This is a genomic window from Rubinisphaera italica (assembly GCF_007859715.1).
GTDB lineage: Bacteria > Planctomycetota > Planctomycetia > Planctomycetales > Planctomycetaceae > Rubinisphaera > Rubinisphaera italica.
The window spans coordinates 5,555,702-5,576,539 of record NZ_SJPG01000001.1 but is presented as its reverse complement, the minus strand read 5'-3'; the positions used below and the strand labels follow the sequence as shown (position 1 = coordinate 5,576,539).

Here is a 20,838-nt window from a genome sequence, read left to right as displayed (position 1 = left end):
TTGAAGCAGGAGGGGAGAGAAGGCGGAAGGATGAAGGTGAAAGGTAAAATTTGTTTAGACATTTAAAGGCAATGACGAGTGATAAGTACTGGGTGGCTGGGTCGCAATGAATCGGAGCCCCAAATCGTGGAATCTCATCAGTAATCTGACCCGAAGCGTCAGCGAGGGGACGGCTTTCGAGTAACATTTCGTTGAGTTCAGATATTCGATTTGTTTTACTAGTGCCCTGTCAGGGCTTAGAATTGGACCTCCAATAACGGTAACGCACTCCGTTGTCGTGCTTTACAACATCACCAATCCCAATTTTAAGTGGAGATGACGCACTAGGTTCTGGAAAATCTTTAGATCCTGGAATCAGTTAATTCCACATCTGTATTTATTGCGACCCCGAGTCATGCTTGCCTTGCTGCGCGATTCAAGCATGGCACCTGATTTTTATCGAAACCTCAGTCCAGATATTCTGCTAGTTCCTGTTTCAGCTTGTTGTATTTCGGATTGCCTGCAAGGTTCGTGAATTCATTGGGATCTGTGCGGTGATCATAGAATTCCTCCGAGCCGTCGGCGTAGCGGATGTATCGAAAATCTCGGGACCGGACCGCATGGTCATTTGCTGAAAGCGAGGTCACAACCGGCTGCCTCTTGTGTTCAGTTTCTCCCTTTAAAAACGGCATCAGACTGTGACCTTCGAGTCCTGCAATTGGTACACTTCCGACAAGTTCGACAAGTTCGACAAGTGTGGGATACAAGTCGATTAACCCCACCGGTTCCTGAATTCTCTGTCCCGCTTCAATTCCGGGACCTGCAATAATGAGCGGAATGCGGGTCGTTTCTTCCCACAACGTCCGTTTGGCCCAATGCTGTTTTTCTCCCAGATGAAAACCGTGATCACTCCACAGAATGACAATCGTATTCTTTTGATTCGGTCCCGCTTCCAATCCCTGCAGCACTTCGCCGACACAATGATCGACAAAACTGATCGAAGCCAGATAAGCTTGCGTCAAACTTCTCTGGAGTTTTTTCTCGACCAGATCCGCATGTTCTGGAGCGCGATGCGAAGTCAAACCGACTTCCGGATGAGGCACATCGTCGAGGTCATCGGCAGGGATTTCTGGGAGAACAATCGACTCTTCCGGATACATCGCAAACCAGCGTTCCGGCACGTGTAACGGAACATGCGGACGACGGAAACCGGCCACCATTAAAAATGGGTCCTCATACTTTTTCTCCAAAAGTTTTCGAGTGTTTTGAGCGAGTTTGAAATCCCCCATTTCTGCTTCAGAATCGGGGAAAGCTCCCCAGTCCCAGACCCGAACCGGCCAGTGCTGTATTTCTTCGGGGCGAGGATTCGGCCCTGAAGGAATCACATTCTGAAAACTCTGAGCTGTCCAGCCTGTTCCCGTTCCTTCGTGAAAGATCTTGCCCCCGCCGTAAGTTTTGTAGCCTGATTTCCCCAACCACATCGGCCAGGGATCATGCCCCTTCAAGGAATCTGCCTGATCGTATCGAGGAGTAAATTCAAAGCATCCCGTCGTTTTCGGCATTTTTCCCGAAAGCAGACTCGTCCGGGACGGCGCACAGAAAGTGGCCTGCACATGGGCGTTCTCAAACAGAATCCCCTGACTGGCCAGTCGATCCAGATGCGGCGTCTTGACTTGAGGATGCTCGTGCAGACAGCCAATCCAGTCATTCAGGTCATCGATGGCAATGACAAGGATGTTTGGCTGACTCGGGATTGATACTTCAGCGATCACTCGGCATTGAAAACAGACCACTGTGAATACAAATATCACAGTCGTTAAAATAGTGAGTTTGAAGGAGTTGGCCATAAATTCTCACCTGTGAAACCCCGTATCTTAATCATTTGATAAGAAATTATAGGAACCACGAAGAGACTAAGTGCTTAATATCTGGAACTCATCAAATTCAAATTGGTAGATTTCCTTTTGACATCATGAATCAAAAAATCTCTTTGTGCCTTCGTGCCCTTGTGGTGAAAATGATAATCAATTTCTACTGAGAACTGTATTCTGAATCGATTTCTTCAAGCCTTGGCGTCTTGGCGGTTCATTCAAATTTCATCCCTGCGGCGTTTTTCGCATGAATGAAAATGGGGGAAGTAATTTACACCATAAAAACTCGGATTGACACAAATCGGCCATTGCGGATAGAAGCCTCATCAACAAACTGGCGACTTGGGACATCAATGAGTGGTGTCTGTCGCATTACACCGATAACGGCACTGGAAGTCGTGCCCCAATTTCGAGATGGTGAAACGCCCATGCGATATTTCATGTTCTTGCTCCTTTGTTCGATGCTGATCGTTACCGGATGTTCAAACAGCACTCCAACAAGCGAAACGAGTCAGACGGATTCAAAAACGACTGAAGATTCCGAGCCCAATGGGGCGGCTGAATCGTCTATGGTGATTGATGCGGCCGAGGCGATGGGAAAAATCAAATCTTACTATAAAGAAGGCAATTACAAAGCCGCCTTTCCACTGCTCGATCAGCTACACAATGCGAAAGTTTGCCCGCCGGAAGGCTATGCCATTCGTGCACAAATTCTCGATCATAGTGGATTAACAACGCAGGCCATCAGCTCGTTAACTCTTGCACTGACCAAACAACGCGACAATTCTGAGTGGCACAATATGCTGGGGCTTTTGTTTGTGAAAACTCAAAATATTCCGATGGCTCAGCAAGCTTTTACCAAGGCTGTTGAACTCGACCCTAATTACTCGAAAGCCTATAACAATCGTGGCTTGATGCTTGTCGCGATCAAAGAATACGACAAAGCAATTGCTGATTTTGATGCATCAATTCTGAAATCTCCCAAGTATGTCGATGCCTACAATAATCGAGGCTATGCCTATCTGGAACTCGGAAATTTTGAAAAGGCAGTCGAGAATTTCAGTCAGAGTATCAAAATCGATCCTGAGTATGTCAAAGGCTACAACAATCGTGGTTTTGCGTTGACAAAAATGGGTGCTCCAGAGCAGGCCATTGCCGACTTTACTGTTGCGATTGAAAAGTCGCCGTATGAAGTGAAACATTATCTGCATCGACGCGATGCCTATCAGGCGATTGGCAAACTGGAAGAAGCCAATCAGGATCAGGCTGCTGCCCAATGGGTTCAGCAGGTGCTCGTCCTGGTTCGTCAGATTCAACGCAATCCCAAAGACCCCGCTCTGTTTGTGCAACGAGCCGAGTTGTTTGCCAAGCGAGAAAAGTTTGAGGAAGCGAATAAAGATCTCGAACAGGCGTTGAAACTCGACGATACGATGTCTGCTATCTATGTCGCACAAGCCAGCATCAGCTTCAAGCAGAAGAATTATCAGGCAGCGGTTGAGAAATGCACGAAGGCCCTCGAATTCGGAGAGAACTTCGATGCGAATTCTCTGCGAGGCGATGCCTACATGGCTCTCGGAAAACTGGATCAGGCAATTACCGATTATCAGTCCGCAGAACGCTTTGATAATGCCGTTGCGATGGCCTACTGGAAACGAGCAGAGACCAAAGAAAACGGCGGCGATAAAGCCGGAGCCGAGAAAGACAAAGCGACGGCACTTCAACTCGATCCCGAAGTTGAGAAGCGGGTGATTAAATAAGGTACAGTTAAGAGTTGAATTCAATCCAATAATCGTCGAACAGGGATTTGCCTGCTCGGCGATTTTTGTTTGGATACCTCTGTAATCACAGACAGAAATACCCGTGCCACTGTTACATGCATGGCACTGGGCCTCTTTCCTTCTCCCTGGGGAGTGGTTTTCTTCCCTTCTCCCTGGGGAGAAGGTGGCCGCAGGCCGGAAGAGGGGATGTCTTCGAAGTCTATAGTAAAGTCACGTCCATTCCCCTCACCCTAGCCCTCTCTCCGAGGGAGAGGGGACTATTGCTACCTCAGATTTTGTTCGCATTTCTGGTTCACGGCGACCTCGAATCATGCTTGCCCTGCTGCGCGATGCGAGCATGGAACCGGGTACTTGACTCGATGGGGTTCTACTTTTTATGAGACTTTCGATCATCGATTGCTTTTGCCAGTAAAGGAAAAGACTCGAAATCTCCTCGAAGAACATCATCTGCAAGAATTTTTAATACTTCAGCATATTGATCAATTTGACGTTTCTGAATGTCACGGGTGTCAATATTCTGGGCAGTTACTTTTTTGAATTGAGGATCTCGTATTAAAAGCAGATCATCTAAACAGTACGAGGGATATTTCATCAGACTTAAATCAGTACTGGCCAGCCTCACATCAATGTCGAATCCGTGATGAATCCCTTCAATTCCAATCCACGTCACATCAGTACTGTAACAGACCATGAATTTATTGATAAACTTTCTTTTCGGTGCTGGTACTTCAATGAATCCATATTCCACTATTAAAAAATGGAACGAATGTCGAACATAAACTTTGAATTCTTCTAGATTCATATATCGAAACTTACAATATTTTTGCCAGCTAGATGACTAACATCTAGCTTGTAATAATCTATTTCGCCGTGCTGATCACCCGATGAAAATGCAGTTCGACTTCGCGGTCGACCACACGTCGCACGGCTTCCACAAGGCAGGTTGGTTCGTTGTCGGTTTCTCCCTGACGGATGACATCAGCGAGTGGAGTGCCTGGTAAAACCGTGAAGGCTGTCTGGTTGATGATCTGATTTCCTGCATCCAGCTCGGGGACGATGAAGTGAGCGGTCGCCCCGTAGGTGAGCATGTGATGGCTGTAGGCATCGTGATAAGGACGGAAGCCGGGGAATGATGGGAGCAGGCCGTGATGCAGGTTGATGATCCGGCCTCCTGCGAATTCCCAGCAGAGACGCGGCGGCAGAATTCGCATGTATCGAGCCAGGATAATATAGTCGACTTCGAATTCATCGAGCACATTCACGAACTTGTCGTTGTCCGGTTCACCTTTGTTGTCTCCAATGGAACGCCAGGGAACGTCAAACTGCTCGGCAACATTCCGGCAGGAATCGCGATTCCCAATCATGACCGCTGCTTCGGCTTTGAGTCGTCCATCGCGAATGTTTCGCAGGAGGGCCAAAGGAATTTCATTCCGGTAAGTCGTGCAGATCGCCAGCCGAGGAAGTCGATTGTGTTCGTCACGCGCCCAGACTCGAATCGTAAGCGATTTCAGTTTGCCGATTACATCGAGATGCTTCCGCAGGACAGCAATCGATTCCTGCTCAGTCGGCCAGTCCATGCGTAACATCATTGCAAACAAGTGTTCGCTGTCGCGATCGTACATCTGAATTTCAAAGATGTTCGCTCCAACCCCCGTCACATAATGCACAATGGGATCGGCTAATCCGCGATTATCGGGACCGACAGCCGTGATCGTGACTTGCATGAGTAGGAATGCCTTGTGCTGGTTGAAGGTTGAGTGTTGAATGTTGAGAGAGAATTAGTTTCCTGAAGACTGAACCCTCAACCTTCAACCCTGAACATTCAACCCAGAATATAGGAGAATTCTATGTCACTGGAAACGATTTGGGCGCCGTGGCGGCTGGATTACATTGCAAAAGATGAAAAAGAGGAGTCTCAGGTCGAGCAACCTGAAAAACGCGTCCAACCGAAATCGGACTGTTTTCTGTGCGATTATCGTCAGCAGCCCCAGAACGATAAGAAAAATCATGTGCTGCTGCGGGGTGAGAAGACGTTTATCGTGTTTAACCGTTTTCCCTATAATAATGGTCATCTGCTGATAGCGCCGCAGGAACATCTGGGCGATTTGACGGAAATCCCAGTCGATGTGCAGGCCGAATGCCAGGCAATGCTGGTTAAAATGGTGGAGGTATTGCGGAAAGTCGTCCATCCGGATGGCTTCAATATCGGGTTGAATCTCGGCCTGGTTGCCGGAGCCGGACTGCCGGGCCATCTTCACTGGCACATCGTGCCCCGCTGGAATGGAGACGCCAATTTCATGCCTGTGCTGGCCAATACCAAAGTGATTCCTCAGTCGCTGGAAGCCCTTTATGAACTCCTGGAGAAGGAATTGACAGGAAAACACGCGTGAATGCAAATGTCGAAAAAGTCCGTAAATCTATGAAAATGAGACACTTACGGAGTTTTCTTTGCATCAATCAACGGAATTGACTAAGTTGATATCTCGCAAAAGGGTCATAATTGCACATTAACGTTGGGTTGGCTGATGTTACAATATGAACTCAAGCGTTCATTCTGGAGTCATGAAAAGAGTATGCTTATTAACGTTCAGGTTGCTCGAGTGTTGAATCACATGGTCACCACCGCTCAACGGTTTTCCGTTGCGACGCTGCTGATTGCTGCTGCACTCTATTGTACTTCTTCTGTTCAGGCTCAATCCGAATGGATCGAGTTCCGCGGACCAAATGGAACTGGTCATGCCGATCGGGCTCATCCTCCAATTACCTGGAGCGAAACCGAGAACGTCGCCTGGAAAACAGAAATCCCTGGACGAGGCTGGTCATCTCCGGTCATTGCCGATGGACGAGTCTGGCTAACGACTGCGACCGAAGACGGCAAAGAGATGTCCGTTCTGTGTATCGAAGCCAAGACTGGCAAGATACTGCAGAATAAAGTGATCTTCACGAATGAAGAACTCCGTGAAATTCATGTGACAAACAGTTACGCGTCGCCGACACCCTATATCGATGGGGATCGGGTTTATGTGCACTTCGGCAGCTATGGAACCGCTTGTCTGAACGCAGAGACCTGCGAGAAAATCTGGGAACGTCGTGATCTGCCCTGTCATCACTGGAGGGGGCCCGGTTCGTCACCCATCGTTTACCAAGATTTGGTTTTCATTCACTACGATGGTTTCGATTTTCAGTACATTGTGGCTATGAATAAAAAGACGGGCGAAACGGTCTGGAAGAAAGATCGGATCGACTTATTCGATACCGACAACGGTGACCACAAAAAAGCTTACGGCACACCATCCATTTTTACGGTGGATGGCCGGGATTTGTTGATCAGCCCATATGCAAAAGCGACAATTGCCTATGATCCGTTAACTGGTGAAGAAGTCTGGTGGGTGCAATATGAGCAACATTCGACAGCAAACCGGCCTTTGTTTGATGGGAAGACCATTTACATTGGAACCGGTTTCGGCAAGGGGAGCATCATGGCGGTCAACCCGAGTGGGGCGAAGGGGAATGTGACAGAGTCGCATATCCTCTGGGAATTGAATCGGACGATGCCATCGAAGCCGTCTCAGTTGTTGATTGACGGGAAGATTTACGCGATCGCCGACAAGATCGGCGTCGCCTCGTGCGTTGATGCCGCGACGGGTGAACTGGCGTGGCAGGAACGGGTCGGCGGAACATTTTCCGCATCACCCATTTACGCAGGCGGTCATATTTATTTCTGTGATGAAGATGGAAAGACGACTGTTGTCACACCAGGTGACACTTTAAATATCGTGGCGGAAAATCGGCTCGATCAGGGATGTATGGCGACTCCCGCACCGGTAGATTCCGCATTGTATCTACGTACAAAATCGCATTTGTATCGTCTTGAGTCCGCTCTGAAAGCAGACCAGTAATCGTAACGACGAACAGATGGCGATGTATTCCACAAAGAGCAGGAGCGTGTTGGTGTACACTCAAATTCTCACTTTCGGAGCGGCTCTCGGCAGTCTGGCATTCATTGCCGGTTGCGGAAATGACGAGTCACCGATGCTGTCAAAAACTTCGGATGCTTCGGACACGGTCGTCCGCAGCACTTCGAAAACCGAGACCGACCCAGCTCCCAAGCCGGGGACGGCAACCTGGCCACATTGGCGTGGACCTCATGAAGATGGCATCTCCCGGGAACAAATCGATGGCGGTGCCCTGAACGGGATGCCTCCGATCACCTGGCGACACAACATCGGCATCGGCTACAGCACCGTCAGCATTGCCGATAACCGGCTGTATACAATGGGTCACCCCGAAGGGACCGATCATGAAACGGTCTGGTGTCTGGATGCAGAATCCGGCAAGGTTCATTGGTCGCTCACTTACCCTTGTCCCCTGTTGGATCACTTGCACAAAGGTGGGCCAGGAGCAACTCCAACGATTGATGGCAATGCCGTTTATGTGAACAGTCGCGAAGGCGAAGTTCGCCGTATTGATGCGAGCACCGGCAACGTCACCTGGGAGATCGATCTGAGTGAACTTCTCGAAATCCCTCTCCCGGAATGGGGGTTTACTTGTTCTGCTATCGTTCGCGGCGACGAGCTGATTCTCGAAGCTGGTCGCTTGATTGGTCTGAATAAAGAAACCGGCGAACTCAAATGGCAGACAGAGGCACACGTGCCCGGTTACGGCACGCCCGAAGTCTTCGAGTTTGAGGGGAGACCTTATCTGGCTGCGTTGAATAACGAAGGGGTCTCGCTGGTCGATCTGGAGAAGAAAGCGGAGATCGCATTCTACGAATGGGAATCTCCCTACGACACGAACTCGACGACGCCCCTCTGGCATCAAGGGCAACTATTTGTTTCGACTGGCTACAATATCGGTTGCGGCATGCTCGATTTCGATGGTCAGGAATTGACGCTCGACTGGCAAAATAAGAACATGCGGAACCATATGAATTCCTGTGTTCTCAAAGATGGCTGGCTGTATGGCTTCGATGGGAATTCTCACAACCGCCGAACGGTGACGCTCAAATGCGTGAACTGGAACACGGGCGAACTCAGCTGGACGGAACGCGATCTGGGTTGCGGTGCTTTGGTCGCGACTCAAGAGCATCTGATCATTTTGAGCGATGAAGGCGAACTGGTTCTGGCCGATTTGGATCCACAAAGCTTCAAGGAACGGGGACGCTTGAAAGTTCTCGACGAACAATGCTGGACTATGCCCGTGTTATGTAATGGCTACGTTTACTGCCGCGGAGCGGAGGGCTCACTGGCGTGTGTCGATTTGGATACCGTACGAGCAGCTGAGTAGTCCCCAAGACTTTGCGTTTTGAAATTCTTCAACAAACGACGGCCTCTCTGGCTCGATATTTCTCTTCTCGATTCGTATAGTTCCGCAGCGATGCTTCCAGGGATTTTCAGGTGATATGGAGAAATCCTGCCTGAAGAGGAAGCGTTGGGATCATTGGGGATGAAGATGAGAATCGCTCAGCTGGAGGATTTGTCTTATCTGGAGCATCTGGAAGCGCTCTGTTTTCCAGAAAGCCGCCGAAGCCCACGTCGTTCTTTGAGAATGAGTATTCAAAGTGCCTCGCAAATTGTGATGATCTGCGAAACGAAAGCGGAAGAGGGACCTCCTCAAAAAGTTGGAGCAGTCATTCTCCTCAACTATAAGAACTCTCTGCGGATTTACTCGCTGGCGATTGATCCTCAATTTCAGTCTCAGGGGTTTGGCAGTCTGATTCTCGAAGATGTGCTCGCACATGCCCGCCAACATGGCTATCGCCGGGTTTCACTGGAAGCGGATTCCGGGAATAAAAAGCTGATTCGTTTTTATGAACGATTCGGTTTTGAAGTGACCGACACACTGCCCGATTATTACGCCAAAGGAGAACCGGCTGTCCGAATGCGGAAGGAGTTGTTCGCGGACGACTTGCCTCAAGTCGATGAACGCCCCAACGTGATCGTCTTAGAAAATGCGAAACACTGGCCTTTCGAGATCCCCGGCACTCAGGTCGTTTTAGCGACAACTTATCTCTCTTCGCCTCGATATCAAAACTCCAGCCTGTTTCGAGTGTTCAACCTTTGTTGTTCGTTCAAGCCGCATAAGTTTGGATACTATGTCTCGCTGCTCGCCTCGGCTCGCGATCAACGCGTCATTCCCAATGTGACGGCTCTGCGAGATCTTTCCAGTGTCTCGCTCGTTCAGAGTGTTGCTGATGATGTGGAAGAAGCGATTCAGGAGCATCTCAAGAATGTATCCGGGCGAGAGTTCAGTCTGGAAGTCTATTTTGAAAACACTCCTGCTCCGGGTCTGTCTGCTTTGGCCAAACTGCTGGCTCATCAGTTTGAACTGCTGTTGTTTCGAGTCAAGTTTGTGAAAGAAGAAGACCGCTGGGAGATCCAGCAGGTTCAACTGCTCTCACTCCCAAATGTTATCAAAGAGCATGCCGAGGAGATCGAAACGCATGCGGCCAAGTACTTCCAGCGTAAACGTTTTCATCGAGCCCGTTTCAAGCACTTCCATTACGACCTCGGCATCCTGATTAATCCCCAGGAAAAAACACCTCCCTCGTGCCAGGAAGCCTTGCATCGGATGCGAACCGCAGCCGAAAAGGTCGGTTTTTATACGGAGTTTATTACGAAGCAGGATTACAACCGGATCTGCGAATTCGATGCTCTCTTTATTCGAGAAACCACTTCCGTCGACCATTACACTTACCGCTTTTCGAGGAGAGCGTATGCCGAAGGTTTAATTGTCATCGACGATCCCTGGTCGATTCTCCGTTGCTCGAACAAAATGTATCTTTACGAGCGGCTCTCCCGAGCCCGCGTTCGACAACCGCGATCCTGGCTGATTTGCAAGGAGACACCTGAAGCACTGAATCTGGATCACTTCGAATTTCCCATCGTTTTGAAACTACCCGACAGTTGCTTTTCGGCAGGGGTCTTCAAAGTGAAAGACAAGTCGGAGATGGGGGAGAAGCTTGATTTATTGTTCAAGACATCTGAAGTTGTGATCGCTCAGGAGTTTTTGCAAACTCCGTTCGACTGGCGCATCGGTGTGCTCGATGGAAGTCCTTTATATGCCTGCAAATATCACATGGCTCGCGGGCACTGGCAGATCTATAACTGGAGTCTGACAGATAAAAAAGATGTCGAAGGCGATTCTGAGACGTTGGCCCTGAACCAGGTCCCCGCTCACGTTCTACAGACCGCCGTCAAAGGGGCAGCTTTGATAGGCGATGGACTTTACGGGGTTGATTTGAAAGAGCATCAGGGAAAAGCTTACATCATTGAAATTAACGACAATCCCAATATCGACGCCGGAGTCGAAGATGCCATTCTGCAGGATGATCTTTACCTGCAACTGATGAATTCGTTTTACAATCGGATCGAGCGGGAACGGAAGTCTCCACACTTTGTCTCGTTCCGGGAAGATTGATTCTTTGATGGAATTCAGGCAAGGGTGTGAAGTCGCTTTCGATTCCAGGGATTGGTATTGTAAACTGATTCACATCAGCTTGAAAATGAATATCGCCAGAGGAAATCAATATGGTCAAACTCCTGTTACTTCGATGCACCTTATTAATCGCAATTTGCTTACTTCTCAATTCCATTGCGACATCATCGAGCGCTGCTGAGCCTGTTCGTCTCAATTCCAATACCGACTGGCCCTGCTGGCGCGGGGCTGAGCAGAATGGGATTGCTGCAGAAGGTCAGCAGCCACCACTCGAGTGGAGTGAGACTGAGAATGTGTTATGGAAAACACCAATCTCCGGACGTGGGCACGGCTCACCGATTGTTGTGGGCAATCAGGTGGTTCTGGCAACTGCTGATGAAGCCGCTGAGACCCGATCCCTCATCAGCTTCAATCGCGACACAGGACAACAGGAATGGGCAACAGTTTTGCATTCTGGCAAAGCAACACTTGCCCGCAACAAAAAGGGAACCCAGGCCTCTTCAACGCCCGCTTGTGACGGCGAGCGGCTGTTTATCAATTTTCTGCACGATGGGCAGATGGTGACTTCGGCTGTCGATTTGAACGGAGAAATCCTCTGGCAACAGCCGATTTGCGAATACATCGTCCATCAAGGTTATGGCTCTTCGCCGACTCTCTTCAATGATTTAGTGATTGTCTCGGCTGACAACAAAGCAGGAGGAGCAATTGCTGGGTTAGATCGTAAAACGGGCAAAATTATCTGGAAGCAGGATCGGCCGGAAATGCCGAATTATCCTTCCCCGATCATTCTGGACGTCGCGGGAAAAACTCAACTCATCATGACTGGCTGTGAACTGGTCACAGGCATGAATCCGCAGACAGGTGAAAAACTGTGGGAAATTGAAGGAGCGACCACAGAGTGTGTCACTTCGACACCCACGAATGGCGAGTTAATCTATTCAAGCGGTGGCTATCCCAAAAATCATGTGGCCGCGTATAAAGCCGATGGATCTGGAGAAGTTGCCTGGGAAATTGGGACTCGAATTTATGTTCCTTCGATGCTTGTGAAAGAAAATCGTCTGTACGCGATTGCCGATGCCGGGATTGCGTATTGTCTGGATGCCTCGACGGGAGAAGAAATTTGGAAAGGTCGTCTCAGTGGGACGTTTACGTCGTCACCGGTGATCGTCAATGATGTCCTGATGGCAACCAATGAAGCCGGGGAAACATTTGTAATTAATATCAATACAGACGAATTCGAACTGCTTGGACGAAATCAGCTGGGAGAAGAGTCTTTTGCCACGCCAGTTGTCTGTGACAGCAAAATCTTTATGCGGGTTGCCAGCAAAGTTGGAGAGGAGCGACAGGAATACCTGTACTGTCTGGGTAAAAAACAATAGACTGACATTTGTGTGACCATTTACCGATTCTAGATTTGATTAATTTCAACTGGATTACGGGCACATACTTCCCTTGCCAATTGTCCTTCCGAAATTTTTCAAAGCCTTTATTCAATGTCTCTCGTCAGTCTTACGGATCTCAGCTTCACTTTTGATCAACCTCCGCTACTCAATGAGATCAGTTTTGAAATTGGAGCTGGCGAACGAATTGGCCTTCTCGGGCGAAACGGAGCCGGGAAATCGACTTTGATGAAGCTGGTTGCCGGCGAATTGGAGCCGGATGATGGAATCCTGCGTGTTGAAGACGGCGTACGCGTCACTCGACTGCTGCAGGAAGTACCCGAAGGAATGGCTGGGACGATTTTCGAAATCGTTTCTCGGGCCTTTGTGCAAACCGACGAAGTCGAAGTGCATTCCTGGGAATCGGATCATCAGGTTGAAAAAATCCTGATGAAGATGAACTTGGATCCCGAGGCTGATTTTTCCACGCTCTCGTCGGGAATGAAACGGCGAGTCCTGCTGGCTCAGGCACTTGTGAATCAGCCGGATGTCCTGCTACTCGATGAACCGACGAACCATCTGGATATCGAATCGATCCGCTGGCTCGAAAATTTCCTCAAGGGTTTTCAAGGCACGTTATTGTTCGTGACGCACGATCGAATGTTTCTGCAGGCGTTGGCGACACGAATTATTGAAGTCGAACGCGGTCGGCTGTTCGACTGGACCTGCGATTATCAAACCTTTCTGACTCGAAAAGCTGCTTTTCTGGAAGCCGAAGAGCGTCAGCAGGAACTGTTCGACAAGAAGTTAGCAGAAGAAGAAAAATGGATTCGCCAAGGGATCAAAGCTCGTCGAACTCGCAATGAAGGCCGTGTGAGGGCGCTGAAAAAATTGCGGGAAGAACGCTCGCAACGACGCAAAAAACTGGGCAATGTCCGCATGCAAGCCTCGGAAGCCGAACGATCCGGGTTTCTTGTGATAGAAACCAAAGATGTTTCATTTGCTTATAATTCCCGACCCATCGTGCAGGATTTCTCCACGATGATCATGCGAGGCGACAAGCTGGGAATCGTCGGACCGAACGGAGCCGGCAAAACCACGCTCCTCAAACTACTGCTCGGCCAACTCGAACCCGATTCCGGTTCCATCCGTCACGGCACCAAACTCGAAGTCCTCTATTTCGATCAATTGCGTGAACAGATCGATGAAGAGAAAACGGTTATCGAAAATGTTGGAGATGGACAGGATCGACTAACGATCAATGGCGTCGAACGTCATATCTACGGCTATTTACAGGATTTCCTGTTCACTCCGGAACGGGCTCGCAGACCTGCGCGATATCTTTCCGGAGGAGAACGGAACCGAATGCTGCTGGCTCGAATGTTCACCAAACCTTCCAATGTGCTGATTCTCGACGAACCGACAAACGATCTGGATGCGGAAACGCTCGAACTGCTCGAAGAATTATTGATGGATTATGCGGGCAGTATGCTGATGGTCAGCCACGATCGTGCGTTTCTCAACAATGTGACAACGGGAATTCTGGCATTTGAGCCTGATGGGTACATCAAAGAATACGACGGTGGCTACGACGATTATGCGAGGAATGAAGCAGACCGGCAAGCCAAGCGAAATCCGTCAAAGTCCAAAGAGAAGGGAAAATCCAACCCTCATAACATCGCCACGAGCACAAAAAAGAAGCTCACTTTCAAGGAACAAAAGGAGTTGGAGAGCCTGCCAGCCAAGCTGGAAAAGCTGGAATCGGAACAGGCTGAAATCCATAAAACGATGGCACAGGCGGAGTTCTATCAAAAACCAGCCTCGGAAATCACAAATGTGACGGATCGCCTCCGAAAAATTGAAGAGGAACTCACGACCAGTTTTGCGATCTGGGAAGATTTGGAATCCCGAGCTTGAGTTAATATCTCGGGTTGGCTGCTTTGCCTTTTTAATGTCTTTTGTGAGTCGAACTTGAATCCTGAGGCTTGATTTGCAATACTTTGTGGCTTGCTCTCAAGTGACTGGTTTCTGCGTAATGTTTGCAGATGCTCTTCCCACGTCATTTCATCGGCCCAATCGGAGGTGAAATTTCCACTTGAGTCATTGTTCCGATTGATATTTGTTCAAGGAAGCTGAAACTCGATGGCAACGCTGACAAAGTCGGATATCCGCAAACTCCGTAAGAAAAAACTCCGCCAGAAGCGGAAATTGAATTGTCGATTCTGCCCGGGTGGCGTCATCCCACGTCCTGTCTATGTGGACTACAAAGACGTCAAAACACTCAAACAATTGATCGACAAAGAAGGCAAAATTCTTCCCCGTCGACGCACAGGTACCTCAGCGATTTACCAGCGAGCTGTCCGCAGTGCCGTGCTGCGAGCCCGTTTCATGGGACTATTGCCATACGTTGTTGACGAATAAAAACTAATTCCAGACCTCTGGTGCATGGCTTAGCTGAAACCAGCTATTGTTCACCGGAACAGTCTGTCGATTGATGTTTTCTGCCAGTCTACTGAAATGTGGACTGACGGAACTTCTTGACCTGTCAGGGAATTCAGGAGCACCCATTTTTATGATCGCCATTGAACAAATTGATGTTCGCCAGCCGATTCTGGAGTCGACCGACTTCGGTAACGATCAGATCAAAACGATTCTACGCGCACTGGCTGAAGGTCAGGCGGCCGAAGTTCGTCAATACTGGCAGGAAGTCTCTTCGCGAGCCACGTCTCAGCGAGATCTGCTTGCTGCCGGGATTATTGCATACTTACTTGCACATCAGAACAAAGCGATTGAAATTCTGAGCAAAGTGCAGGGGAGTGGCCTGGCCAGCTTTTATCAGGCTCAGGCACAGTTTTCACTGGAAAATTACGACGAAGCCCGAAGCCTGTACGAACAAGCGAAGAAATCGGGATACGATCCGATTCTCTGCGACCTTCTGATCGCCGGTTCCGTCCGTCTTTCTGGAGACATCGACGAAGCCGAAAAAATGCTGCGTGGCCTGGCTCGAGATGCCGCCACCCGAGCCGAGTATTCCTACCAGATGGGCTGCATCATGGCCGATCGGGGAGATACTTACGGAGCATTGGAATACTTTGAACGAGCTGTCGACATGGACAACTCGCACTCACGAGCTTTGTTCAGTCTGGCTCAATTGAATAATCAGCTGGGCAATGATGATGATGCGATTCGGCTGTACGAGCAAATGCTCGCCAAGCCACCGTTTTATCTTGGTTCGTTGATTAACCTCGGCCTCCTATACGAAGATCGCGAAATGTATGCCCCGGCTGCATTTTGTTTTCAGCGCGCCTTGGAAGCGAATCCTAATGACGAACGAGCCGCTCTCTACCTGAAGGATATTGAATCTTCAGCTGAGATGTTCTTCGATGAAGATGCCGTCCGTCGCGATAAGCAGGTCGAACAGATTCTGCAGATTCCAATCACCGATTTCGAACTCTCTGCCCGTTCTCGCAACTGTCTGGAACGCGCTGGGATCGATCGACTCGAAGATCTGACCAAAATGACCGAGGAGCAGTTGCTCGCGGGTAAGAACTTTGGAGAAACGTCTCTTAAGGAGATCCGAGAAATCCTGGAGATGCATGGCCTGAAACTTGGCCAGAATGTGCATCGCAAGCAGCCTGAGCCGCTTTATCGTCCGGAAGAACTTTCTCCGGAAGAACGTGCAATGCACGAAGCGGGAGTCGGCGAACTGGATCTTTCCGTACGTGCTCGCAAATGTCTGTCTCGACTTGGGATTGCGACGATTGGCGAACTCGTTTCCCGTTCGGCTGATGAACTGCTTTCTGTGCGAAACTTCGGGGTAACATCGCTCAACGAAATACGAGAAAAACTCGGCGATAAGAATATCCGCCTGCGTGGCGATTGATTTTCTGCTCGAAATTTTGACAATAGAGTCTCCGATCAACGTTCGTGGATCGGAGATTTTTTTACGCATTCACCTATGAATTGAGACATCCCGCGAAAGGACACATCATGGCACGCCCTGTGACATTGTTCACCGGACAATGGGCCGATCTACCCATCGAAGTATTGTGCAAAAAAGCCGTTGAATTCGGCTTTGATGGCTTGGAACTGGCCTGCTGGGGGGATCATTTTGAAGTCGACAAAGCTCTCTCCGATGATTCCTACTGTGCAAAAAAACGGGACCTACTCGAGCGACACGATTTGAAACTGTATGCGATTTCTGCCCATCTGGTCGGTCAGGCAGTTTGTGATCGTATTGATGCCCGACACAAAGCGATTCTGCCGGACTACATTTACGGCGATGGCGATTCTGATGCTGTAAATCAGCGTGCGATCGAGGAAATGAAGAACACCGCCCGAGCCGCACAGAAGATTGGTGTCGAAGTCGTCAACGGCTTCACTGGTTCCCGCATCTGGCCTGTCGTTTACGATTTCCCGCCGATCCCGCAGGAAATGTATGACGAAGGCTATAAGAACTTCGCCGACAGCTGGAATCCGATTCTGGATGTCTTCCAGGAATGCGGCATCAAGTTCGCCTTGGAAGTGCACCCCGGCGAAATCGCTTTCGACATTTACTCAGCCGAGAAAGCCTTACAGGTTCTCGACAATCGTGAAGAGTTCGGATTTAATTTCGACCCCAGCCACTTAATCTGGCAGGGAATTGATCCCGTCGAATTCATTCGATATTTCCCCGAACGGATTTATCACGCTCACATGAAAGATGCTTCCGTCACTTTAAATGGACGCACCGGCATTCTTTCCAGCCACCTCCGCTTCGGCGATCCTCGTCGCGGCTGGGATTTCCGCAGTGTCGGACGTGGCGGTGTGCGGTTTGAAGAAATCATCCGAGCATTGAATTCGATCAACTATCAGGGTCCTCTCTCTATTGAGTGGGAAGACTCCGGAATGGATCGCGATCACGGTGCCCGAGAAGCGTGTCAGTTCGTCAAGAACGTCGACTTTGCACCGTCAAGCGTTGCCTTTGATGCCGCTTTTGAAAAACCGTAACTCTAAGAGATTTCACTCGTTCCCGAGGATCCTCTGGGAACGAGTTGAATTTTCTTAACCTGAAGCGTCAGCGAGGGGACGGCGTGAAAATAATATTTCGGGCAAACTCTTAAATGATTTTCGTTTTGGCTTATTATAAAAGTCTTTAACGATCGGATTTTCCCCAACGGTTATTCGTATGCCGTCCCCTCGCTGACGCTTCGGGATAAGATGGATTCTGCATAATTCGTTACAATCGACTTGTTGGGTTACGCTTGGCTAACGAAATCCGCTTCAGCACTTTCAGTGAGATTCTCTATGTCCGTTATTCAAGTCGAAGCAATCGATCATCTCACGCTCGTGGTGAGCGATCTGGAAGTAAGCCGCAAGTTTTATGTGGACCTGCTGGGTATGGAAGTTGTGCCGCGGCCGAACTTCAGTTTTCAGGGGTCATGGTTCCGAGCGGGCAATACATTGATCCACTTAATTCTCGAACACGATCAATCAGGGAAAGCAGGCACGCTTTCACCTGGGCAAACTCGTTCGACTCGTACACACCATTTTGCATTTCGGGTTCCCGATGCGAACTCTGCCTGGGAAGCTCTCGAACAAAGTGGCATTGATTACGAAGTGGTATCGCCACCGAAATTCCGTCCCGATGGAGCCGTGCAGATTTTCCTGGCCGATCCCGATGGTCACGTCGTCGAATTGGCCTCTGATCCGCAATAACGTTAAGATTCTCACTCGTGTATTACTCCAATGACTTTTCGAGATGTGTGCACAAGCTTAGCCAGTGCCACCCTCTTGAATTGAAATACAGCAGCTGGAATTAAACAAAGCGAACCACTCATGCAACAGTTCCTTTACATCCTGGCCTGCCTGACGATTCCCATATTGTGGGGCGTGATCGTCAATTGGACTTTTGATCGATTCGACAAAGGGGAACGACGGGAAGCCCCACTGAATGATTTTCAAATCTAAGGCATTAATGAATGGCACGTTCCAGACCGAAGAGAGGGGCGTGATGAATACCGTACCCCACGCCCTTCGCGTTGCTCAGGGACGTGCCACCCAATGTCGAAGATCTTATTATTTTTAGTACGACAGCATCATAACATCTTAAAAGGACAGCGTTGTGGCAGAAAAAGCTTGGGGTGGACGGTTTTCACAGGCGACGGATCAGCGTGTGGAGCGGTTCACCGAGTCAATCAGTTTCGATGCCAGGCTGGCCCCTTTTGATATTCAGGGCTCAAAAGCTCATGCAACAATGCTTTCGGAAGTCGGCCTGATCACTGCAGACGAACGGGAGACGATCTGCACTACGCTTGATGAGATCGGTCAGGAAATCGCGGCTGGTCAGTTTGAATATCGCATTGAACTCGAAGATATTCACATGCATATCGAGCGGGAGTTGACGAACCGCACGGGAGACACTGGTCGCAAGCTGCACACGGGACGCAGTCGCAACGATCAGGTTTCGACGGATGTCAAACTCTTTCTTCGGCACTCGATTGACCAATTGATCGACCTGCTTGAAGATTTACAGGAAGCCTTTGTGGATCGCTGTGAACGGGATGCCGAAGTAGTGTTGCCTGCTTTTACGCATCTGCAACGTGCACAGCCCGTGATGGCCAATCATTACTGGCTGGCCTGGTGTGAAAAGTTTGAGCGTGACCGCCAGCGGCTTGTCGATTGCCGACGTCGCACGAACAGTTGTCCTCTTGGAGCAGCTGCCTTGGCCGGAACATCCTTGCCGATCAATCGTCAACGGACTGCGGAACTGCTTGGATTTGAAGCGGTTTCTGCCAATAGTCTCGACATTTCAAGTGACCGGGATTTTCTGATGGAGTTCGTCTCCGACCTGGCGATCATAGCCGTGCATTTAAGCAGTTGGGCAGAAGAGTGGATTTTGTGGTTCACAACCGAATTCAACTTCATCTCTATTCCCGATGCGTTCACAACCGGCTCGTCGATCATGCCGCAAAAACGGAATCCGGATGTGCTGGAACTTATTCGTGGGAAATCGGCTCGTGTGATTGCGGCAAATCAACACCTGTTGACTCTGACAAAAAGCCTGCCTCTGGCCTATAACCGCGATTTGCAGGAAGACAAAATTCCAGTCTTCGATGCTAATGATACCGTCACCGCCTGTCTGGAACTGGCCGCCGCAATTGTGGAATCGGCTGAATTGAATGTCGATCGCATCAATTCCCGTCTGGAAGAAGGTTTTCTGGATGCAACGACTTTGATGGAATACCTCATCAAAAAAGGAGTCCCAATGCGAACTGGCCACGAAACTGTCGGTTCACTGGTCTCCTTGTGCGAAAAGGAAAACGTACGGCTGGCCGAGTTGTCCCTGGAAAAGTTTCAGGCCGCCTGCTCCAGTATTGAAGAGGATGTTTACGAGATTCTTGGCGTTCGCAATGCCATCAAAGCCTTTGTGAGTGAAGGATCCGGTGGCCCCGGAAGAGTGGCTGAGCAGGTCGCCATTTGGAAAAAGCGGATTGATGAGCGTTCGTAATTTGAAGCTGCTGATCGCCTATGATGGTCAACCGTTTTATGGCTGGCAGGTTCAACCCGATCGCCCGACCGTTCAGCAGCATATCGAAGAAGCGATTCTGGCGATCACTCAGGAACATTCTCGGCTGGCAGGAGCAGGGCGAACGGATACGGGAGTGCATGCACTGGGTCAGGTGGCCAGTTTTCGGACGCCATCGAAAATCCCCTGTGAACGGATGCGACCAGCGATTCAGTCCAAGCTGCCGGAAGAAATTGCGATCCGGGATGTGACTGAAGTTCCTTACGACTTTCATGCAGGACATCACGCCAAGTGGAAGCATTATCGCTATCTGATTTTTAACAGTCGGATCGCACGTCCACACTTGCGACATTATGTGACACGCATTGCCGAAGATCTAAATGCAGACATTATGAACGAAGCCGCGCAGTATTTGGTCGGCAAACATGATTTTCGGTCTTTTGAATCAAATTATCCGAACAAAGCGACCAGTGTTCGCACCGTCAAATATTGTCGCGTTTCAAGATCTCATCACTGGGAAATGTGGAATTCTAAGGCGGAATTCCAATCCACCGATTCCCAGAACGCTCCCTTTGTTTACCTGGATATTGTTGCCGATGGTTTTCTTTACAATATGGTCCGCACGATTACAGGAACCCTTTTGAAAATTGGGATGGGCTCCTGGGTACCAGATGAAGCCCGCCGAGTACTGGAGGCGATGGATCGAAAACAAGCCGGGCCGACTGCGCCGGCTAACGGGTTATACTTGATGCATGTTGAGTATGAGCGGGAGTTCAACGCTGAATTGATACAATGTTGAATCGAACTTAATTTTCATAAAATACAAGCACGAAGCGCAAGCGAGTGTGTGAGTCGACACGTATCATTAACTCACTCGCTTGCGCTTC

At 49.4% G+C, this 20,838-nt stretch carries 18 protein-coding genes; 14 read left to right on the top strand and 4 right to left on the bottom strand.

Annotated features, from left to right (window positions below; translation table 11 throughout):
* Positions 1 to 446: 446 nt before the first annotated feature.
* Positions 447 to 1,826 carry a sulfatase gene (locus Pan54_RS21230; RefSeq protein WP_146505432.1) on the bottom strand — a complete coding sequence of 460 codons (1,380 nt, stop codon included), beginning with the start codon at positions 1,824 to 1,826 and terminating at the stop codon, positions 447 to 449.
* Positions 1,827 to 2,121: 295 nt separating this feature from the next.
* Positions 2,122 to 2,292, bottom strand: coding sequence for a hypothetical protein (locus Pan54_RS25960; protein WP_165441902.1), 171 nt, complete (start codon positions 2,290 to 2,292; stop codon positions 2,122 to 2,124).
* On the opposite strand from Pan54_RS25960, the gene Pan54_RS21225 reads away from it, so the two are divergent.
* Positions 2,291 to 3,607, top strand: a complete 1,317-nt coding sequence (locus Pan54_RS21225; RefSeq protein ID WP_165441901.1) for a tetratricopeptide repeat protein — start codon at positions 2,291 to 2,293, stop codon at positions 3,605 to 3,607. The genes Pan54_RS25960 and Pan54_RS21225 overlap by 2 nt on opposite strands.
* A 388-nt stretch (positions 3,608 to 3,995) precedes the next feature.
* On the opposite strand, the gene Pan54_RS21220 is transcribed toward Pan54_RS21225, so the two are convergent.
* Both Pan54_RS21220 and Pan54_RS21215 read right to left on the bottom strand, forming a co-directional pair.
* Positions 3,996 to 4,430 (bottom strand): hypothetical protein, encoded by a 435-nt coding sequence (locus tag Pan54_RS21220; RefSeq protein WP_146505428.1) that lies wholly within the window; start codon positions 4,428 to 4,430, stop codon positions 3,996 to 3,998.
* A gap of 58 nt (positions 4,431 to 4,488) precedes the next feature.
* On the bottom strand, positions 4,489 to 5,352 hold the full coding sequence (locus tag Pan54_RS21215) for a formyltetrahydrofolate deformylase (protein ID WP_146505426.1): 864 nt from the start codon (positions 5,350 to 5,352) through the stop codon (positions 4,489 to 4,491).
* Positions 5,353 to 5,475: 123 nt separating this feature from the next.
* On the opposite strand from Pan54_RS21215, the gene Pan54_RS21210 reads away from it, so the two are divergent.
* From Pan54_RS21210 to truA, 13 genes are all read left to right on the top strand, one after another.
* Positions 5,476 to 6,018, top strand: coding sequence for an HIT family protein (locus tag Pan54_RS21210; RefSeq protein WP_242631392.1), 543 nt, complete (start codon positions 5,476 to 5,478; stop codon positions 6,016 to 6,018).
* A gap of 183 nt (positions 6,019 to 6,201) precedes the next feature.
* Positions 6,202 to 7,527: an outer membrane protein assembly factor BamB family protein gene (locus tag Pan54_RS21205; protein WP_146505424.1), complete on the top strand. Its 1,326-nt coding sequence runs from the start codon at positions 6,202 to 6,204 to the stop codon at positions 7,525 to 7,527.
* Positions 7,528 to 7,579: 52 nt separating this feature from the next.
* Positions 7,580 to 8,914 (top strand): outer membrane protein assembly factor BamB family protein, encoded by a 1,335-nt coding sequence (locus tag Pan54_RS21200; protein ID WP_165441900.1) that lies wholly within the window; start codon positions 7,580 to 7,582, stop codon positions 8,912 to 8,914.
* A 159-nt stretch (positions 8,915 to 9,073) separates the two neighbouring features.
* A complete protein-coding gene (locus tag Pan54_RS21195; protein ID WP_146505421.1) occupies positions 9,074 to 11,047 on the top strand; it encodes a GNAT family N-acetyltransferase in 1,974 nt (657 codons plus the stop codon).
* A 110-nt stretch (positions 11,048 to 11,157) separates the two neighbouring features.
* On the top strand, positions 11,158 to 12,444 hold the full coding sequence (locus tag Pan54_RS21190) for an outer membrane protein assembly factor BamB family protein (RefSeq protein ID WP_146505419.1): 1,287 nt from the start codon (positions 11,158 to 11,160) through the stop codon (positions 12,442 to 12,444).
* A 114-nt stretch (positions 12,445 to 12,558) separates the two neighbouring features.
* Positions 12,559 to 14,361 carry an ATP-binding cassette domain-containing protein gene (locus Pan54_RS21185; protein ID WP_146505418.1) on the top strand — a complete coding sequence of 601 codons (1,803 nt, stop codon included), beginning with the start codon at positions 12,559 to 12,561 and terminating at the stop codon, positions 14,359 to 14,361.
* Between the two features lie 225 nt (positions 14,362 to 14,586).
* Positions 14,587 to 14,865: a 30S ribosomal protein S18 gene (rpsR, locus tag Pan54_RS21180; RefSeq protein ID WP_146505416.1), complete on the top strand. Its 279-nt coding sequence runs from the start codon at positions 14,587 to 14,589 to the stop codon at positions 14,863 to 14,865.
* A 151-nt stretch (positions 14,866 to 15,016) separates the two neighbouring features.
* The gene (locus Pan54_RS21175) at positions 15,017 to 16,327 is read left to right on the top strand and encodes a DNA-directed RNA polymerase subunit alpha C-terminal domain-containing protein (RefSeq protein WP_146505414.1); all 1,311 of its coding nucleotides are present in this window, start codon (positions 15,017 to 15,019) and stop codon (positions 16,325 to 16,327) included.
* Between the two features lie 107 nt (positions 16,328 to 16,434).
* Positions 16,435 to 17,433 (top strand): sugar phosphate isomerase/epimerase family protein, encoded by a 999-nt coding sequence (locus Pan54_RS21170; protein WP_146505412.1) that lies wholly within the window; start codon positions 16,435 to 16,437, stop codon positions 17,431 to 17,433.
* Between the two features lie 297 nt (positions 17,434 to 17,730).
* Entirely contained in the window at positions 17,731 to 18,141 is a 411-nt protein-coding gene (locus tag Pan54_RS21165; protein ID WP_146505410.1) for a VOC family protein, read from the top strand.
* 120 nt (positions 18,142 to 18,261) lie between these two features.
* Positions 18,262 to 18,393 (top strand): hypothetical protein, encoded by a 132-nt coding sequence (locus tag Pan54_RS26615; protein WP_261343187.1) that lies wholly within the window; start codon positions 18,262 to 18,264, stop codon positions 18,391 to 18,393.
* Positions 18,394 to 18,547: 154 nt separating this feature from the next.
* A complete protein-coding gene (gene argH, locus Pan54_RS21160; RefSeq protein ID WP_146505409.1) occupies positions 18,548 to 19,933 on the top strand; it encodes an argininosuccinate lyase in 1,386 nt (461 codons plus the stop codon).
* Positions 19,920 to 20,750: a tRNA pseudouridine(38-40) synthase TruA gene (gene truA / locus Pan54_RS21155; RefSeq protein WP_146505407.1), complete on the top strand. Its 831-nt coding sequence runs from the start codon at positions 19,920 to 19,922 to the stop codon at positions 20,748 to 20,750. The genes argH and truA overlap by 14 nt, the downstream gene beginning before the upstream one ends.
* The last annotated feature ends 88 nt before the right edge of the window (positions 20,751 to 20,838 follow it).

Excerpts from the sequence above, each read along its gene's own strand:
- Pan54_RS21230 (WP_146505432.1), bottom strand. The coding sequence starts at position 1,826 with ATGGCCAACTCCTTCAAACTCACTATTTTAACGACTGTGATATTTGTA.
- Pan54_RS21185 (WP_146505418.1), top strand. The coding sequence starts at position 12,559 with ATGTCTCTCGTCAGTCTTACGGATCTCAGCTTCACTTTTGATCAACCT.
- Pan54_RS21225 (WP_165441901.1), top strand. The coding sequence starts at position 2,291 with ATGTTCTTGCTCCTTTGTTCGATGCTGATCGTTACCGGATGTTCAAAC.
- Pan54_RS21215 (WP_146505426.1), bottom strand. The coding sequence starts at position 5,352 with ATGCAAGTCACGATCACGGCTGTCGGTCCCGATAATCGCGGATTAGCC.
- rpsR (WP_146505416.1), top strand. The coding sequence starts at position 14,587 with ATGGCAACGCTGACAAAGTCGGATATCCGCAAACTCCGTAAGAAAAAA.
- Pan54_RS21210 (WP_242631392.1), top strand. The coding sequence starts at position 5,476 with ATGTCACTGGAAACGATTTGGGCGCCGTGGCGGCTGGATTACATTGCA.
- Pan54_RS21175 (WP_146505414.1), top strand. The coding sequence starts at position 15,017 with ATGATCGCCATTGAACAAATTGATGTTCGCCAGCCGATTCTGGAGTCG.
- Pan54_RS21195 (WP_146505421.1), top strand. The coding sequence starts at position 9,074 with ATGAAGATGAGAATCGCTCAGCTGGAGGATTTGTCTTATCTGGAGCAT.
- Pan54_RS21165 (WP_146505410.1), top strand. The coding sequence starts at position 17,731 with ATGTCCGTTATTCAAGTCGAAGCAATCGATCATCTCACGCTCGTGGTG.
- Pan54_RS21220 (WP_146505428.1), bottom strand. The coding sequence starts at position 4,430 with ATGAATCTAGAAGAATTCAAAGTTTATGTTCGACATTCGTTCCATTTT.
- Pan54_RS26615 (WP_261343187.1), top strand. The coding sequence starts at position 18,262 with ATGCAACAGTTCCTTTACATCCTGGCCTGCCTGACGATTCCCATATTG.
- truA (WP_146505407.1), top strand. The coding sequence starts at position 19,920 with ATGAGCGTTCGTAATTTGAAGCTGCTGATCGCCTATGATGGTCAACCG.
- Pan54_RS25960 (WP_165441902.1), bottom strand. The coding sequence starts at position 2,292 with ATGAAATATCGCATGGGCGTTTCACCATCTCGAAATTGGGGCACGACT.
- Pan54_RS21190 (WP_146505419.1), top strand. The coding sequence starts at position 11,158 with ATGGTCAAACTCCTGTTACTTCGATGCACCTTATTAATCGCAATTTGC.
- Pan54_RS21205 (WP_146505424.1), top strand. The coding sequence starts at position 6,202 with ATGCTTATTAACGTTCAGGTTGCTCGAGTGTTGAATCACATGGTCACC.
- Pan54_RS21170 (WP_146505412.1), top strand. The coding sequence starts at position 16,435 with ATGGCACGCCCTGTGACATTGTTCACCGGACAATGGGCCGATCTACCC.